The 16,574-nt window shown below is 36.6% G+C and carries 14 protein-coding genes; 7 read left to right on the top strand and 7 right to left on the bottom strand.

The window, feature by feature from the left end:
* Window positions 1-101 precede the first annotated feature (101 nt).
* Complete coding sequence (locus G7B20_RS00860) at window positions 102-818, bottom strand: class I SAM-dependent methyltransferase (protein WP_164108148.1); 717 nt, start codon at window positions 816-818, stop codon at window positions 102-104.
* Between the two features lie 91 nt (window positions 819-909).
* On the opposite strand from G7B20_RS00860, the gene G7B20_RS00855 reads away from it, so the two are divergent.
* Window positions 910-1,791, top strand: a complete 882-nt coding sequence (locus G7B20_RS00855) for a LysR family transcriptional regulator (protein ID WP_164108147.1) — start codon at window positions 910-912, stop codon at window positions 1,789-1,791.
* A 57-nt stretch (window positions 1,792-1,848) separates the two neighbouring features.
* On the opposite strand, the gene rseP is transcribed toward G7B20_RS00855, so the two are convergent.
* The 5 genes from rseP to G7B20_RS00830 all read right to left on the bottom strand — a co-directional run bounded on the left by rseP (window position 1,849) and on the right by G7B20_RS00830 (window position 8,220).
* A complete protein-coding gene (gene rseP / locus G7B20_RS00850; protein WP_164108146.1) occupies window positions 1,849-3,156 on the bottom strand; it encodes an RIP metalloprotease RseP in 1,308 nt (435 codons plus the stop codon).
* A gap of 10 nt (window positions 3,157-3,166) precedes the next feature.
* Window positions 3,167-4,333: a 1-deoxy-D-xylulose-5-phosphate reductoisomerase gene (locus tag G7B20_RS00845; protein WP_164108145.1), complete on the bottom strand. Its 1,167-nt coding sequence runs from the start codon at window positions 4,331-4,333 to the stop codon at window positions 3,167-3,169.
* 12 nt (window positions 4,334-4,345) lie between these two features.
* A complete protein-coding gene (locus G7B20_RS00840) occupies window positions 4,346-5,137 on the bottom strand; it encodes a hypothetical protein (protein WP_164108144.1) in 792 nt (263 codons plus the stop codon).
* 418 nt (window positions 5,138-5,555) lie between these two features.
* The gene (locus tag G7B20_RS00835) at window positions 5,556-7,682 is read right to left on the bottom strand and encodes a S9 family peptidase (protein ID WP_164108143.1); all 2,127 of its coding nucleotides are present in this window, start codon (window positions 7,680-7,682) and stop codon (window positions 5,556-5,558) included.
* Window positions 7,683-7,881: 199 nt separating this feature from the next.
* Window positions 7,882-8,220, bottom strand: coding sequence for a DUF3276 family protein (locus G7B20_RS00830; protein ID WP_164108142.1), 339 nt, complete (start codon window positions 8,218-8,220; stop codon window positions 7,882-7,884).
* A 247-nt stretch (window positions 8,221-8,467) separates the two neighbouring features.
* Between G7B20_RS00830 and G7B20_RS00825 the strand changes: the two genes are divergently transcribed.
* The 6 genes from G7B20_RS00825 to purH all read left to right on the top strand — a co-directional run bounded on the left by G7B20_RS00825 (window position 8,468) and on the right by purH (window position 15,065).
* Complete coding sequence (locus G7B20_RS00825; protein ID WP_240452769.1) at window positions 8,468-9,355, top strand: LiaF transmembrane domain-containing protein; 888 nt, start codon at window positions 8,468-8,470, stop codon at window positions 9,353-9,355.
* Window positions 9,356-9,377: 22 nt separating this feature from the next.
* Window positions 9,378-10,412, top strand: a complete 1,035-nt coding sequence (locus tag G7B20_RS00820; RefSeq protein WP_164108141.1) for a sensor histidine kinase — start codon at window positions 9,378-9,380, stop codon at window positions 10,410-10,412.
* Window positions 10,405-11,142 (top strand): LytR/AlgR family response regulator transcription factor, encoded by a 738-nt coding sequence (locus tag G7B20_RS00815; protein WP_164108140.1) that lies wholly within the window; start codon window positions 10,405-10,407, stop codon window positions 11,140-11,142. Before G7B20_RS00820 ends, G7B20_RS00815 begins: the two co-directional genes overlap by 8 nt.
* Window positions 11,143-11,167: 25 nt before the next feature.
* Window positions 11,168-12,598 carry a serine hydrolase domain-containing protein gene (locus tag G7B20_RS00810; RefSeq protein ID WP_164108139.1) on the top strand — a complete coding sequence of 477 codons (1,431 nt, stop codon included), beginning with the start codon at window positions 11,168-11,170 and terminating at the stop codon, window positions 12,596-12,598.
* A 134-nt stretch (window positions 12,599-12,732) separates the two neighbouring features.
* Window positions 12,733-13,308 (top strand): phosphoribosylglycinamide formyltransferase, encoded by a 576-nt coding sequence (gene purN / locus G7B20_RS00805; protein WP_164108138.1) that lies wholly within the window; start codon window positions 12,733-12,735, stop codon window positions 13,306-13,308.
* Between the two features lie 230 nt (window positions 13,309-13,538).
* Window positions 13,539-15,065 carry a bifunctional phosphoribosylaminoimidazolecarboxamide formyltransferase/IMP cyclohydrolase gene (gene purH, locus G7B20_RS00800; protein ID WP_164108137.1) on the top strand — a complete coding sequence of 509 codons (1,527 nt, stop codon included), beginning with the start codon at window positions 13,539-13,541 and terminating at the stop codon, window positions 15,063-15,065.
* A gap of 53 nt (window positions 15,066-15,118) precedes the next feature.
* Here purH and G7B20_RS00795 read toward each other — a convergent pair whose 3' ends face one another.
* Window positions 15,119-16,462, bottom strand: coding sequence for a Na+/H+ antiporter NhaC family protein (locus tag G7B20_RS00795; RefSeq protein ID WP_164108136.1), 1,344 nt, complete (start codon window positions 16,460-16,462; stop codon window positions 15,119-15,121).
* Window positions 16,463-16,574 lie beyond the last annotated feature (112 nt).

Genomic DNA, 16,574 nt, shown 5'->3' with positions numbered 1-16,574 from the left:
ATGATGATAACCTCTGATTTATTCTACAATTTAAATCAATTTATTGGACAAACGAAATGATCAATAGACACTTAACAAAAAATAACATTACACAATTGCATTTACTTAAAAGCAACAAAGCTTCCAAAACACAAGTTTTTGTGTAAGATATCCACTTTAGAAAATCCGACTTGCCGTAACAAATCAACCTGAAACATCAATGATCGGGGACTATCCTCCTTTTCTATATAATCAAAGACAAGATCACGATAAGATTCATTACGTAGAGATGTCAGATAATCTCCATACTTTTCCTTATAAATAAGTTGTTGCAGCGCAGGAGTAACTTGCTCCACAAGATCAAAAATCCAAATACTCCCCCCTTTTCGTAACAAACGATAGAACTTGGTAAAAGCCTGTTTCCAATCTTCGTCTTCACGAAGATGGTGGAGTACAGCAGTAGCGATAATGGCATCAAACGACTCTTCTGGGATATCTATATTTCTGAAGTCTCCTTGCAAACAGATCACCTTGCCCCCTTCATTAAGCTCTTCTACACGTTCGCGTGCTTTATCGAGCATAGGTTTACTTAAATCAACAAGAGTAATGTCGAGCGGTTTAATATGTGTCAATAGCTTAACATCATAATTACCAGCTCCACAACCGATATCCAAGACCGAAGCCAGTTTGGGATAAGCTGCCACTATGCCCTCGGCAAATAGTGTCATATTAAATGTCGCATCGAGCGTAGTCGCTTGCCCTGTTTCCAAGTTTGAAAAACGTTCGACATCTTGATCAAAACGTTCTTCAATTTCTTTCAATGTAGACTTTCTGTTCATCTTTTGGTTCTTATAACAAAATCAAATCTACAGAAGCTTATAATACCTTAAAAATACTATTTTTGTTAATCATCAATACCCATTAGGTATCATGGAAATTAGACACCTCCGATATTTTAAGATCTTAGCCGAAGAATTGCATTTTGGAAAAGCTGCCAAAAGACTTTTCATTTCTCAACCCCCACTTAGTCGACAGATTAAAGAGCTGGAAAAAGAACTGGAAGTTCAGTTATTTTTAAGAAGTAACAAAAGAGTAGTGTTGACAGATGCAGGAGAATATTACTTGACAGAATGCGAACATATACTAAGTCATTTAGAAAAAGTAAAATACCGCTGTAAACAGATCCATCTTGCCGAAAGTGGCGTCTTTAGTCTCGGTTATGTTAGTTCCATTTCTAAAAAGAAAATATCCGAAATACTAAAATCTGCAAAAGAACAGTATCCGCTGTTGCAAATACATCTTTTTGAGATTTCATCTCAAAAACAATTAAAGGCTCTAGAGGAAGGTAAGCTCGATATAGGTATTATACGAGCTCCTATTACTCGTTCGGGATTCTGCCAAGTGCCTTTATATGAAGATGGTTTCGTTTTGGCAACACCAAGCTCTAGGGCTCACTTACAAGCCATAAATAAGATCAATTTTAACAACGAACATTTTATAACATATAATAGTGACTATGCTCCTATTTATTATCAAAAAGTATTAGAGATATGTGGTAGACTTAACTTTACACCTTCGATAATTCATGAATGTAATACGATGCAATCGATATTAGAATTAGTCGGTCATGGAGCAGGGCTAGCTATAGTACCAAAATCAGTTCAACAAGATTACGATAGTTCTCAAGTATACTTCGTCGATATTAAAAACATTACGGATATCAACACTCAAATTCTTATGACTTACGTAAACTCCAATCCAAGTCCTGTCCTGATCTCCCTAATAGCACTTATCAAGAACTACCTAAAATAAAAGAGCCTATATATATATTATACAGGCTCTCCATAATTTAATATTCTGTTAAAAACTTTACCACTTTAAAATATCATTTCCAAAGGTAAAGAGCATCAGTGCGATCAGTATAAAAAATCCCACCATCTGGGCCGTCTCTAAAAACTTATCACTTAATGGCTTTCCTTGAACCATCTCAACCAATAAGAAGATTACGTGTCCTCCGTCTAACGCAGGGATAGGCAAAAGATTCATAAATGCTAAAGCCATGGATAGCGTACCCACTAGTGTCCAAAAACGCATCCAATCCACCTCTTTCCCAAACATCTTGGCAATACCTACCGGTCCAGATAGAGCCTTATCTGCACGAACCTCCCCTTTGAATATTTTACCAAACCCTTTAATATTATCCGTTATTACCGAAAAAGCTTTGTTGACACCAATAGGAAGAGATTCCGCAAAAGTATAGTTACGCCTCACTACAGGCTGGGAATTAATAAATCCTAAAATCGATGAAGTATCAGCAGCAGCAATCAACCGCAAAGAATCTACTCCACGTATCACCTCCAGCTTAATCTCCTTTCCTTTGTTCTTGGCTACTTCATCTTGAAAAACATCTAACCGATCTACCTTAACACCATTGATCGCAACAATACTATCCCCTTTCAATAGGCCCATCTTTTCGGCTCGGGATTCTCTATAAACAGAATCTATAGGTAGCATTTTGAATAGGGGAGTTACAAACTCATTCCGTTTATGTTCGGCTATTTCATTTAGCATAGTAGCAGGTAGCACAATATCCAATGTCTTTCCAGCTCTTTCGATCTGCAAGGTCGCGTCTCCCATTAAGACATCAGAGGTCATCAAATCCTTGTAGAATAAATTTGCCCTATTACCGTTTACAGCAATAATTTTATCCCCATCTTTAAGTCCTATATTTTGTCCTATAATACCGGGTTTTATACCATACAATTTTGTATTATCAAAATCAGCCTCTCCATACTTGAAAGTAATCATCCAAAAGACAACTATACCCACAATCACGTTAACAATAATTCCACCTAACATAACGATAAGACGTTGCCAAGCTGGTTTAGAGCGAAACTCCCACGGTTTAGGTTCTGTTTTCATCTGTTCCGTATCTATAGACTCGTCTATCATACCGGATATCTTAACATAACCACCTAAAGGTAACCAGCCTATACCATATTCGCATCCTTTATAATTGAACTTGAACAGTTTAACACCCCAAGCATCAAAAAACAAATAGAATTTTTCAACTTTGATACCGAACATACGGGCGGCCAAAAAATGCCCTAGTTCGTGTAATATAATTAAAATAGACAGTGCTAAAATCACCTGTCCTATCATTACTAATGTTCCCATCTATTAAATTTTAGTTTCTCAACTTACTTATTAAATCTCGTGCCACAAGCCTACTTTCTTTATCAAAAGTTATGTAATCCTCTAAATTAAGTTTTTCAAGGTTACTAATCTGACATAATGTCTCCTCTAAAATATCCGACATCCCTAAGAATGACACTCTATCCTGTAAAAAGGCTTCAACCGCAATTTCATTTGCCGCATTTAATACACAACATCTGTTTCCTCCTTCATGCAATGCATTATAAGCCAATCCTAGATTTCTGAAGGTACCGAAATCTGGCCGTTCAAAAGTTAGCTCAGCATAATCCATAAAATTAAAACGTTTAAAATCATTCTTTAATCGCTTAGGATAGGTCAGCGCATATTGAATGGGTAGCTTCATATCAGGCACTCCCATTTGAGCCTTCATAGAACCATCTTCAAATTGTACAATGGAGTGTATAATAGATTGTGGATGTACAATAACATCAATTTGGGAAAGATCCAGATCAAACAGCCATTTGGCTTCAATTACCTCCAGTCCCTTGTTCATCAACGAAGCGGAATCTATCGTGATCTTTGCCCCCATAGCCCAGTTTGGGTGTTTCAGGGCCTGTTCGCGTGTTACTTGTGCAAGATCCTTGGCGGTCTTTCCCCGGAATGGCCCTCCTGATGCCGTAAGATATATTTTTTCAATCGCATTATCTTCACCTACTAGACATTGAAAGATAGCAGAGTGTTCTGAATCTACAGGCAACATATTGACTTTATGCTTATGAGCAAGATCCATGACAAACTCACCAGCCATTACGAGCGTCTCCTTATTTGCTAAGGCAATATCTTTACCACACTTTATAGCCTCTACCGTAGGTCGCAATCCAGCTGACCCAACAATAGCATTCAGAACGACGTCAACCCCCATCAATGTAGCGGCCTCAATCAATCCCTCTTCACCGGCAAGTACTTTACATGCCGTATTAACTAAAGCAGTCTTCACTTGACTGTAGTACTCTTCTTTGATAATGACAACGACTTCTGGCCTAAATTCCAATGCCTGCTGAATCAGCAAATCGACACTATTACTAGCGGTCAATGCAGCCACTTCAAGCTTATCGGGGAAAGATCTAACAACATCGAGGGCTTGAGTCCCGATACTACCAGTTGATCCTAATATTGCTACACTTTTCTTCTTCTCCACTTATCCTTTTACTTAAATAATATTTTTCAATAATTCTGGATCATCACTCCCTTTATACTCCTTCATCATATCGACATAAGCCACTGCCATAACCAAACTCACCGAAGGAATGACGATAAAGGTATTCAATAAGCTCGAGATCTTAGCCAATAGCGGAGAGTCAAAATATTCAAATGTTAATTGCAGAATATAAGCCGAAGCTAGAACCAACATCAATATCAATAGATTTACAACATTTCCCTTTGTAAAAGCTACACTCAGTCTTCCCGCTCTAAGTACATTGTAATTCTTTTCTAAAATAAAAAAAGGAAAGAAAGATATACGAATTAAAACCAACATCATGACAATACCTGTCAACAATGGGTTGATCTCCCACAAAATAGTATCCATATCTACATTCATGTACAACAAAGGCATACATACAATAGAACAGCCCAAGTAAATCAAACTGGTCAAAATAGAATAAGTAATGAGTCCCAATAAAAAGTTAAAAAACTGCTTTACAGACGGGATATAAGTCACTAATTCCGCATGTTCCACATGATTGGCAAGTAGTATGGCTCTTTTAATCAAGATCAGTTGTAACCCAAAAAACAAAACGACAAAAACCAAAAGCAATAAAACCTTTACAGCGCTACCTGTACTGTCGCTAAGATATGTCGCCAAAAATGTAGACAGATTATTGGTCACAAACAAGAGAAAACATAATCCTGCGACAGAGATGTAGTGTTTTCTCAAAATATTCAAAGCTCTGAAAAACACATCATTTGCTTTAAACGTACTTTCCTTTAAAAATTCTAACATATAAACGGATAATACTGCAAAGATGATATATTTTTTGGATTACATCAACCGAAACCAAATCTTTTTAACCACTTCTATTCTAGAGAATATTGCTATTGGAACATAAGTTATCCATATTAAAACAAACATATTCTCGAACGGATCGAAATACACTGCTGTAATCACTTAAGACAATAGCTTTAGAGCACAACCAATCAATATCCAACTACTTCACATCAGTATCCTGAGAAACTCGCTAGCTTTATATAAAAACAATATCATTTTTGCTCCTCAAAAAGATCAGTAAAAAGATACACCACGTTACTTTCCAGATATATACTATCACCTTTTAAAAACGCATCACTTTTTAGACAAAAGTGATGCAAAACGGTGAGTATAGATTCATTAATTTAAATTCATTTATAACGAAATAAAAACCTTATTTAAATTCCTTTGGTAAAGGCTTTTCTAATAAATATTGATAATAGAACCTAGCGCGTTCTCTGAAGTCGTAAGCCACTTTAGATTTATTCCATCCGTGTCTACTTCCAGGATAAATCATTAACTCAAACGGAACATTACGATCAGTCAACGCGTCAACTAACTGTATGGTATTTTGCATATGCACGTTATCATCCATATCACCATGCATAATCCTTAAACCACCTTTATATTTGTCTACATAAGTAAGAATTGACCCCTTTTTATACCCTTCGGCATTATCTTGAGGCGTATCCATCCAACGTTCTGTATAATGCGTATCGTATAACTCCCAACCTGTAACAGGCGCGCCGGATATACCATAATCAAAATAATCGGCTCCTTTTGTCAATGCCAAGCAAGTCATATACCCTCCATAACTATGCCCTGTAATCAACAACTTGTTTTTTGCAACCCAAGGTTTGGATTTTAACCATTTGGCAACCGTTATATAATCCAACAGCTCCCAATAGCCAAGATTTCTGTGCATGAGCGCTACTCCTTGTTTACCAAAATGCCCGGAAGCACGGTGGTCACAAGCGATCTGGATAACACCTTCATTTGCCCAATGTTGATTCGATGTACCTTTCCAAGTATTTTTGACAGTACCTGCATCTGGCCCACCATAAATACTCATGATAACAGGATACTGCTTTTGCTCATCAAAATCTGTGGGATATGTCATAACTACAGGAAGGTCGAACTTACCATCTTCGGACTTAATCGTAAAATACTCCGTCTTACCAATTTTATAGTTATTAAAATCTGTCGACTTAGCGTCTGCTAATTCTTTCAATACCTTACCTTGGTTATCCACTAAGGCCACCTTAGTTGGTGTACTTACGTTGGAATAGTTTGTAATGAAATACTTCCCGTCTGGAGAGACGCTAATATTGTGGGTGAAATCACCAAAAGTCAATCGTTTCAGATTCCTTCCAGAATAATCCACTCTATATAAATCCATCGTCGCCGAATTTTCTTTTCGGGCTGTGAAATAAATAACCTTGTTCTTTTCATCAATACGTGCTAAGGAAGTCACTTGCCAATCTCCCTGCGTAATAGGATTTAACAACTTTCCTTCTAATGTATATAAGTAATAATGTGCCCAACCCGTCTTATCAGATTTCAAGATATAATGTTTATTATCGCCTAGATAAGTAATCCGCTCATCATGATCTAAATTAATCCAGGTAGCCTGCGCCTCATCATAAATTTCCTTCTTCAATCCGGTATTAGGATCTACTGCGTAAAATTTCAAGTTATTCTGATCCCTATTCATCCATTGAACCATGATAGATTCACTGTTAAAGCTCCAATAGGGTTGTCCAAAATATTGATCGTCCTTTTCATTAAATGCTGCCCAAGTAACGGCCGATCCTTCCGCTTTCACAAATCCCACCTTTACTTCGGGGTTATTCTGTCCTGCTTTCGGGTACCTAGTTTCTTCCAAGTAACCATTTTGACCTTTTGAAACATAAATAGGAAACATTGACACTTTAGAATCATCAAAACGCATAAAAGCTATTTTTTTGCTGTCAGGGGACCACCAAAAGGCCTTGTAGTTGGTAGCTCTCCCTAGTATTTCTTCGTAATAAACCCAAGAGGACCAACCGTTATATATTACATCTGTGCCGTCATTGGTGTATTGAAGCTCCTTGCCATCTTCAACACTGACACTAAACAGGTTGCTGGCTCTGGTAAACGCAATACGTTTACCATCTGGTGATAACGTTGGATTTTGTTCTTCTTTATCAGGCGAATTAGTTATCCTTTTTGCTTCTTCCTGACCATATTTAATATAAATATCCTTTTCTTTCACAAAAACCTGTATATCGCTACTGGGTAGCGGCGTATATAACTCCCTTTTGCCAGACTTAACATTCACCTTATAAGTTTTTCTGTCAGACTGATCCAACTCGAGATAGTTTTCTTTATCAGCCCAACCGATATAACCATTAATAGCTTTGGTAACCGTATACCCTCGTCCCCAAGACTCATCGAAACTCAAACGCTTGGTCTGTCCTTCGACTGGTTGTTGTAGAACCAAAAAAGACAAAGCAAAAAAAACACTAAACAACTTGTTCATAACTTATTTAAAAAAATATTCACGAAAATATAAAAAGACCTATTTGCTTCCGTAAAGATTATTGCAACATATTTACCACGAATATACACTATTCAGTAGCGAACATAGAAAATCCACCTATCTTTTTCATCGTGCATATAATACAGAAAAAAGCCACTTTCATTAAAGTGGCTCACTATAACCTTTGAAAAGCTTTTGATTAGAATGAGTAATTATTCTTCTCTACAAACTCTTCATTACCTTCGTATGCAGAATCATCTTGACTAGGCTCGTATCTCTTCTCAACAACTTCTTGATTTGATTTGATGTACTCTACAACATCCGTAAGTCCTTCTGCAAATTTCTCAAAATCTTCTTTATATAAGAATATCTTGTGCTTGATAAACTGACCATCTTCAAAACGCTTCTTGCTCTCAGTGATAGTCACATAGTAATCATTTGATCGCGTAGCCTTTACATCAAAAAAATAAGTACGTTTTCCAGCTCTCACCTTTTTTGAAAATACTTCTTCACGCTCTTTGTTTTCAAAATCTCCCATTAGTCTAGTTAAGTATTTAAGTTTAAATCCTATTTTTTAATTCCATAAATATATAATAATTAATTTTAAACATCCAAATTTTATTGAAAAAATATGTATTTTTCACACATTATTTTAATTCCCGTAAGAAGTGTGTTATTTTCACCGACTAAATGAAGCCATTTACCGAACAAGAGAAATCATATACCTAATAGCAATACAGCTATATGTATGAAGTGAGTACTTTTGGGATATAAATAATATTGAAATGGAAACAACAGACAACATGAAACAGAAGCCAGTACTACCACCAAATAATAATAAAAGTTCAACTACAGTTGGGGCCATAATCATATTGTTCGGTCTCTTTCTTCTATTGAAAAACTTAGACTTCGGCTATCTATTCCCTAGATGGATATTTGGGTGGCAAATGATCTTGATTATTATTGGTCTTGTAATAGGTGTGAATTCGAAGTTTCAAAAAAAATCCTCTCTTATTCTTATCACCATCGGTGGAGTATTCCTGCTGAGAGAAATGCTAGATTTTAATCCAGGAAAAATATTGATTCCTGCCGTAGCAATAATACTAGGTGTTTACATAATTAATAGAAATCGTAAAGTTCCTGAGATACCAATGACTCCTCCTGACAACACACCTCAACATCCCACAGATGAATTTGATTGGGACAAAAGAGTTATTGACGTTATAGAACAACATTCTTCTCATGAAACGCCACATGCCAATACGCAGAATTTCAATGACGAAAACACATATCATGATCAAAGGGCCCCTAAAGGGAGTGCCTTTTACTACGCGGAGAATTATTTAAAAATAGACTCTATATTTGGAAGTGCAAAAAAAATAGTACTGTCAAAAAACTTTCTAGGCGGTACGATGACAAATATTTTCGGCAGTACCGAAGTTAATTTGCTACAGGCAGATCTCAATCAGCCTGCGGTCATTGATGTCTTTCAATTGTTTGGTAGCACTAAAATTATTGTTCCTCCGCACTGGACTGTATCGCCTTCCGTCTCATCTATTATGGGCGAAAGTGATGATAGACGTGTGATCATCAACCATCCGTTTGATGAAAATAAAAAACTTTTCATTACCGGTACTTCTATATTCGGAAGTTTAACAATAAAAAATAGCTAAACGCTAATCTATGTCCTCAACTATGTTTAAACTAAAGTCAAAAAACATGCTGATGCACATCAGTGCCTGGACTATTTTTGTACTCTACTTTCTAGCGTCTTACTTTCTGTTGTGGTGGGAGTTTCATCCCCTTAAAGTCAATCCTGTAGAACCTGCCATCGGAGCTTTATCCATCACAGCATGCTGCTATTTGATATTCAGCTCCATGCAGTTTTACATGCCAAAAAAAAACCAATATATTAAGATTACAGTTATCTGTATTATATTGACTATATTGAGTTTAGGTATATCGCTTTTTTCATCAACCCGATTTTTTGACAACCCGTCTATCAATCACTATTACGAACGTCTTCCCTACCGTTTTATAATAAACTTCCTTCTATTAATGTGTGTGATGATCATAAATATTTTTTGGAATATTCAAGAAGAGTATCATGAAAACAAAAAAAGAAAGGAAGAATCTGAAAAACTGGTACGGGACGCTGAATTATACAATTTGAGACAACAGCTTCAACCTCATTTTCTTTTCAACAGTTTGAACTCAATTATTGCATTGATTACTGTAAAACCTGATCTGGCAAAAAAGATGACATTCCAACTATCTGATTTCTTAAGAGGAACTTTGAGAAAAGACGACAAACAGCTTATACAATTGACTGATGAGATCAAACATCTGGAACTCTATCTAGAAATTGAAAAAGTAAGATTTGGTCATCGACTCAATACGACTTTTATATATCCAGAAGAAGTATTAACAGCCAAGGTACCAAGTATGATTGTTCAACCACTAATGGAGAATGCTATCAAACATGGATTATACAATGTGACAGGAGATGTTTTAATAGAAACAATTATCAGTATGGAACCGCACATGTTGACCATTGAAATTACAAATCCATACGATTCCGACCAATTTTATAATTCAAAAGGAACAGGCTTCGGCCTAACCAGTATACAACGACGACTGTTCTTAATTTATGGTAGAACAGACTTATTAAGCATTAGAAAAAAAGAAAACCAATTTACAGCAACCATTAAAATACCTCAACATGATTAAAGCAATTGTAATTGATGACGAACCTCTAGCACGCATGATCGTGCAAGGATATTTAGAAAACGAAGGTGATATTCAGGTTGTAGCAGAATGCGGCGATGGCTTTGAAGGAGCCAAAGCAATACACCAACACAAACCCGACCTGGTTTTTCTGGATATTCAAATGCCCAAATTGACGGGATTCGAAATGCTAGAGATTGTAGATGACATGCCACATGTTGTATTCACCACTGCTTTTGAAGAGTTTGCCATAAAAGCCTTTGAGAAATCTGCAGTCGACTATTTACTGAAACCTATATCCGAAGATAGATTTAAACAGGCTATACAAAAATTCAGAAATATTCACGGATCAAATCAAGCACAAAAAGCAATAAAAAATCTCCAAGAAGAAGTCGAAGAAGATGTGTTGGAGCGCATAGTAGTAAAAAATGGAACACAAATCAAGTTGATCCCTGTTCAACAGGTAATATATCTGGAAGCCTATGACGATTACGTCAAAATCCACACTAAAGAAGGTATGTTCTTAAAGAACAAAACAATGTCTTCCTTCGAAAAACAATTGGACGCGAAACAATTTGTGCGAGTACACCGATCTTTCATTATCAAAGTAGATCAGTTAGCTAAGATTGAACCGATGGAAAAAGAAAGCTATAGAGGTATGCTCTTAAATGGGGACAAAGTTAACATCAGTAAATCAGGCTACGCACGCTTAAAACAAACAATTGGATTATAACTTCCTGTTTTTGTAGATTTGTAGCATGATCAAAAATGCAATATACGCGCTTATTACTTTATTCTATGTATCTTCTGTATATCCCCAGTCTCCTGTAGAAAAGAGTAATAGACTAGTGTACAATAGAATAGAATATTTCTTTAACACGCAGCAAACTGATTCTATCTATGCGATGGCTAGTCTTGATTTTAAAAAAAATATTCCAGTTAAAGATCTGGAAATAGCACTACAATACTTTTACAGTTTTGGACAGATCAAAGAAGTAATTCCAGCAACATTTAACAATGGTATAGCCGGTTATAATCTGACTATAGGCAAAAAGAAAGCCTCTCTCTTTCTAAAAACAGATAGTACGTTCCATTTTGACCTATTTAAGATTCAGGATCAAGAGATAGTGATAGAAAAAAAGGAAAATGTAAAATCAATTGTCCTTAAAACGAATCCACTGGATGAGTTTATTGATTCAATAGCGAAAACATATATTGAACAAAAAAATGCCCAGGCACTAGCTATTGGTATAATCCACAGGGGAAAAATCAACACCTTTTACTATGGTGAGACTGTTAAAGGTGACTCCCTTTCTATCCCTAAAGAGAATACACTCTTCGAAATAGGTTCGATTACAAAAGTCTTCACCGCATCACTATTGGCTAATCTGGTGGAAAATCAGGTCATAACACTAGACGACAGCATTACCAAATTCCTGCCAGACTCTTTAACGCAAAACCCTAACCTACATAAGATTACCTTTAAACACCTGGCTAATCACACTTCAGGACTTCCTAGATTAGCAGCGAATCTGGATAAAACGCCAAAATTCTCGATGCTCGATCCTTATGCGAGCTATGGCCGTAAAGAGCTATTTTCCTATTTAAAAAATATAAAACCCGAAAGCGATCCAGGTGATAAATTTGAGTATAGTAATACGGGCTTTGCGCTACTGGGTGAATTGATTTCCTTGATGACAAAAAAGACCTATAGTCAATACTTAACAGAAATCATCACGCAACCATTGGGAATGGCCAATACAGTGGAAAAGGTGAATTTGAAAACGCAGCATGCGGCCAAAGTTTACAACAGCACAGGTGTTGAAGTGCCTATGTGGCAATGGCAGGCTTATGCCTCAACAGGGGCTTTAAAATCAACAATCACCGATATGTTGCGTTTTGCTCAGGCACAATTCAAAATGCCGGAAAGCAAACTAGAACAAGCTCTTGCTCTTACCAGACAATTCACCTATTATCTGCCTCCTTCAACAGATATTGGGTTGGCTTGGCATATGAATATGACAAATGATGTGATACAATACTGGCACAACGGGGGAACAGGAGGTAGCTCATCATTCTTTGCGCTAATCCCAGATGAGAAATCTGCAGTTATTGTTTTGTCCAATTCAGCTCTTTCTGTGGATCAGATAAGTGCACAGATTATAAGTAAAGTGATAAACACAAAATAGTCTTGCTTTTTATATGTTTTTACCCCTGTTATATCCAGTTTTTTAAAGGCAAGAATCGTAAAGACCAAGATTTTTAGCTAAGTTTGGGGTATTACAAAATAAGAGCTCCATTACGTAAAAGAACAATTTATTCAATGAAAAAGAGAATAGCTATTTTTGCTTCCGGTTCAGGTTCTAATGCGCAAAAAATCATGGAACACTTCAAGTATTCTGATGATGCGGAAGTCGCGTTAGTATTAAGTAACAATCCTGATGCCTATGTATTGCAGCGGGCGGACAACTTTGAAATCCCATCACATGTTTTTGACAGACATGACTTTTATCAAACCGATGAAGTTGTTTCTCTCCTAAAAAGATTAGAGATCGACTTGGTGGTATTAGCTGGATTTTTATGGTTGATTCCCCAAAATCTTCTAAGTGCCTTTCCCAACAAAATTATCAATATACACCCAAGTCTCCTTCCTAAACATGGAGGAAAGGGGATGTATGGTGATCGTGTTCACAATGCTGTCCTCCTATCCGGAGATGATGAACATGGCATCACAATACATTTTGTGAATGAAAATTTTGATGAAGGGGAAATTATTTATCAAGGCCGTTTCAAGGTTGAAAAGGGGGATACACTAGAGATTCTGAAATTTAACGGACAACAACTCGAACATCTCCACTACCCTAAAGTAATAGAAAACCTTATAAAAAAGTACAATTAAAACTAATCGGGCCAAGCTTTCTCTAGTGAAGAAGTTTGGCCCGATTAGCTTTCATACGTATTGTTAAGACAACAGTTTTCGTTTTTACACGAATTTAAAACATAGCAATAGGGATTAAATACAGAATTTTGTAACTTTGCAACTTTAAATAAAAACTTTCATACACCACTTAGGAACAGGCAAAAAAGTTCTTGATGGCAATAAAACACTGACACTTTCAGAAAAAAATAATGAATCATCCTGTTAAGATTAAAAATGCATTGGTTTCAGTCTATTACAAAGACAACCTTGCCCCCCTTATCCAACTTTTAAACAAATACGGAGTTACTTTCTACTCTACAGGCGGTACGGAAGCCTTTATCCGTGATTTAGGAATTGGAGTAGAACGTGTTGAAGATTTAACGAGCTACCCTTCTATACTTGGAGGCCGAGTTAAGACATTACATCCAAAAATATTTGGTGGTATCTTATCCCGCCGTCCATTAGAAGATGACAAGAAACAACTCGAACAATTCGAAATTCCCGAAATCGACTTGGTAATTGTCGATTTATACCCTTTTGAAGAAACGGTAGCTTCAGGTGCAGCTGATGAAGATATTATCGAAAAAATCGATATTGGGGGAATATCTCTAATTCGCGCTGCAGCAAAAAATTTCAACGATGTTGTCATCATCTCCTCCAAAAATGACTATAAAGAATTAGAAGATATTTTAGCAAATCAAGAAGGGACAACTACACTAGAACAACGCAAATCATTTGCTAAGCGTGCCTTTAATACATCTTCGCATTATGACACGGCAATATTCAACTATTTCAACCAAACTGAACCTCTAGAAGTATTCAAGCAGTCTGAGCAAAAGGCTCAAGTATTACGTTACGGAGAGAATCCTCATCAAAAAGGCGTATTCTTTGGTAATCTTGATGCCATGTTTGACAAATTGAACGGGAAAGAGCTTTCTTATAACAATTTGGTTGACGTTGATGCGGCTGTCGCGATCATCGATGAATTTCAAGAACCTACATTTGCTATTTTAAAGCACACAAATGCGTGTGGAGTTGCTTCCCGTCCCACAGTGAAACAGGCGTGGATCGCTGCTTTGGCCTGTGATCCGGTATCAGCTTTTGGTGGCGTATTGATTACAAACGGTACAGTTGATGGCGAAACAGCGAAAGAAATAAACAACTTGTTTTTCGAAGTGCTCATCGCTCCTTCGTATACAGAAGAAGCTATAGCAATACTAACAGAAAAGAAAAACCGCATCATCTTAGTACGTAAACAGGTTGAATTACCAACACAACAGTTCAAAACTTTGCTAAATGGAGTAATCCAGCAAGATAAAGACAACACTGTCGAAGGTCCAGGACAAATGACAGCTGTTACGACTGTTGTACCTACATCAACTCAATTAGAGGATCTGTTTTTTGCTAACAAAATTGTAAAGCATACTAAATCAAATACGATAGTCTTTGCCAAAAATGGCACATTAATAACTTCAGGGGTTGGACAGACTTCTCGTGTTGACGCATTAAAACAAGCCATCGAAAAAGCTAATGCTTTTGGATTTGACTTAAAAGGTTCATCTATGGCATCCGATGCTTTCTTCCCTTTTCCGGATTGCGTAGAAATAGCGTCGGAAGCGGGCATTGTAGCCGTATTGCAACCAGGCGGATCAATCAAAGATCAACTATCTATTGACATGGCTAATGAAAAAGGAATAGCAATGGTAACCACTGGTGTTAGACATTTCAAACATTAATCATCAAGATATAGAATTCATAAAAAAGGAGCTTATAAGCTCCTTTTTTACGTTTAATTGGCGATATCACCTTTTGTTCGTTTAGAAAAAATAATAAATAGCAGTGTTGCAATGCCTGTGAAAAATGGGTAGTATAAATATTGAATCAGTTCAAACGGTGACAAAGCAGTTTTTCCAGTACCGACTTCAAAAACAGCTGCTGAAGCAGCTAATGCTGCAAGTATCTGTGCTCCATAAGGAATTATTCCTTGTATAAAGCATGAGGTCGTATCTAGAATACTGGCAACCCTCTTAGGGTTTAAGGAAAATTTATTAGATATTTCTTTTGCAAGAGGCCCTACAATCACAATGGTAATCGTATTATTAGCAAGAGCTAGATTCACAAGTGCAGTTAATACACTAATCCCCATTTCTGCTCCTTTAGCTGTCTTAATTTTTCCAAGGATTGTATTTAGCAAATAATTGATTCCTCCGTTAAATCGGATCACACCGACCACTCCTCCTATAACTAAACAGAGTAAACTAAGTTCAAACATACTAGCAAATCCTTGGTTGATAGCAGCAACACTATTTAGAAAACTAATATCTCCACTCAGTAAACCAATCCCTAATGCGACCAAAACACCTATACTCAAGGTCCAAATAACCTGCAATCCAAATATTGCTAAAAGAAAAACAACAAGATACGGGACTATCTTTATCAATTCATAATCAGCAACACTTACCGCATTTATCTTCTGCTCGAACTGCGCTCCTAAAAAATAATATATCACGGAGACCAATACCGCCACGGGAAAAACAATGGCAAAATTCACTTTAAATTTATCCCTCATGCCAATATTTTGTGTGCGCGTAGCAGCAATAGTTGTATCAGATATAAAGGACAGGTTGTCCCCAAACATTGCCCCTCCTACAACAGCAGCTAAGGCTAGCGCCATTATTCCCGGGACATGTGATTCAAATCCTACTGCTATTGGTGCTAGAGCAACTATGGTCCCCACAGAAGTCCCTAATGAAATAGAAATAAAACAAGATATCAAAAAGATTCCTGAAATAATAAAACTAGGTGATACATAAGTTAAAGCAAAATTAACGGTAGATGAAATTGCGCCTATTGAATTAGATAGACTACCGAAAGCGCCTGCTAACAGGAAAATAAGAATCATTACCAATATATTTTCATCACCCGAACCCAAAGAAAAGTGTTTTAATTTATCCGAGAACGATTTCTTTGGATATTGAATAAAAGCTATAAATAAGCACAGGACAAAAACCACAAGTACTGGTACCGCGTAAAAGTCGTTAAGGTATAAAGAAGCTGAAAAATAGATTAATACAAATGCGATTAACGGTAATAGAGCCCAGGCTTTACTCCTTTCCTTGTGTTTATTGTTCATATGTAAATAATTATCTTCGCTGAGCTCGGAAGCTCGGATATTTTCATCCGAGTGTGTGCAGTTCCGTTATATGGATATTTCATTTTATATAAATCACTAAATTGCACACAAA

This window comes from Sphingobacterium sp. xlx-96, from assembly GCF_011007365.1.
GTDB classification, from domain to species: domain Bacteria; phylum Bacteroidota; class Bacteroidia; order Sphingobacteriales; family Sphingobacteriaceae; genus Sphingobacterium; species Sphingobacterium luzhongxinii.
This window is presented reverse-complemented; position numbering and strand designations above follow the sequence as displayed.

Bases quoted from the DNA above. Each gene is read 5' to 3' on its own strand.
- G7B20_RS00815 (WP_164108140.1), top strand. From the start codon at position 10,405: ATGATTAAAGCAATTGTAATTGATGACGAACCTCTAGCACGCATGATC.
- rseP (WP_164108146.1), bottom strand. From the start codon at position 3,156: ATGGGAACATTAGTAATGATAGGACAGGTGATTTTAGCACTGTCTATT.
- G7B20_RS00830 (WP_164108142.1), bottom strand. From the start codon at position 8,220: ATGGGAGATTTTGAAAACAAAGAGCGTGAAGAAGTATTTTCAAAAAAG.
- G7B20_RS00840 (WP_164108144.1), bottom strand. From the start codon at position 5,137: ATGTTAGAATTTTTAAAGGAAAGTACGTTTAAAGCAAATGATGTGTTT.
- G7B20_RS00810 (WP_164108139.1), top strand. From the start codon at position 11,168: ATGATCAAAAATGCAATATACGCGCTTATTACTTTATTCTATGTATCT.
- G7B20_RS00795 (WP_164108136.1), bottom strand. From the start codon at position 16,462: ATGAACAATAAACACAAGGAAAGGAGTAAAGCCTGGGCTCTATTACCG.
- G7B20_RS00820 (WP_164108141.1), top strand. From the start codon at position 9,378: ATGTTTAAACTAAAGTCAAAAAACATGCTGATGCACATCAGTGCCTGG.
- purH (WP_164108137.1), top strand. From the start codon at position 13,539: ATGAATCATCCTGTTAAGATTAAAAATGCATTGGTTTCAGTCTATTAC.
- purN (WP_164108138.1), top strand. From the start codon at position 12,733: ATGAAAAAGAGAATAGCTATTTTTGCTTCCGGTTCAGGTTCTAATGCG.
- G7B20_RS00835 (WP_164108143.1), bottom strand. From the start codon at position 7,682: ATGAACAAGTTGTTTAGTGTTTTTTTTGCTTTGTCTTTTTTGGTTCTA.
- G7B20_RS00860 (WP_164108148.1), bottom strand. From the start codon at position 818: ATGAACAGAAAGTCTACATTGAAAGAAATTGAAGAACGTTTTGATCAA.
- G7B20_RS00825 (WP_240452769.1), top strand. From the start codon at position 8,468: ATGGAAACAACAGACAACATGAAACAGAAGCCAGTACTACCACCAAAT.
- G7B20_RS00855 (WP_164108147.1), top strand. From the start codon at position 910: ATGGAAATTAGACACCTCCGATATTTTAAGATCTTAGCCGAAGAATTG.